Here is a 520-nt window from a genome sequence, read left to right as displayed (position 1 = left end):
AGCTTTTCATTCGATAGCATCCCTGCACCTTCGAATACTATGCCATCTCAGGCCGTAGCGCCCCTCCCGCGAAGCGGGTTTCGCGCAAGGGGCACATTGCTGCCATTGCGTTCCATCCATAAGGGGCGGGTCAGATCAACTCGATACGCACTTTTCTCCCTACAACCTCAGCAGCACGTTGAAGCGTTGCGAGCGTGACATTCCCGTCCTTCGGGTCTAGCAATCTTCCAATCTGGCTCCGGCTCGTTCCCATCCGTTCAGCAAGCCTCTTGCGGGAAAGGTGCTGCTCTTTCATCGCCTCCTCGATTTGCCAGGCGAGCACCTCTTTTATTGCTGTGGCCTGGAACTCCTCAAGTTTCCCCATATCAGAGAGGAAACTGTCGAGCGTGGAAAGCTCAGACACCGACCTCTTTTTGATCGCCTCTTCCGATGCCATTGTAGTCACTCCTTAATCCAGAAACTCGCGCATCCGTCGACGGGCGAGAGCGAGTTCGTCATCAGGCGTCTTCTGGGTTTTCTT

Annotated in this window: 1 protein-coding gene; it reads right to left on the bottom strand. The window is 54.8% G+C overall.

All coding sequences use genetic code 11. The features are described from left to right. Window positions 1-130: 130 nt before the first annotated feature. Entirely contained in the window at window positions 131-436 is a 306-nt protein-coding gene (locus ACFPLB_RS17460) for a helix-turn-helix domain-containing protein (protein WP_378232055.1), read from the bottom strand. Window positions 437-520: the final 84 nt, after the last annotated feature.

The organism is Aquamicrobium segne (assembly GCF_042656785.1).
GTDB classification, from domain to species: Bacteria; Pseudomonadota; Alphaproteobacteria; order Rhizobiales; family Rhizobiaceae; genus Mesorhizobium; species Mesorhizobium segne.
Note: the sequence above shows the minus strand (reverse complement) of the source record. Positions and strands in the feature narration are given on the sequence as shown.

Bases quoted from the DNA above. Each gene is read 5' to 3' on its own strand.
- ACFPLB_RS17460 (WP_378232055.1), bottom strand. From the start codon at position 436: ATGGCATCGGAAGAGGCGATCAAAAAGAGGTCGGTGTCTGAGCTTTCC.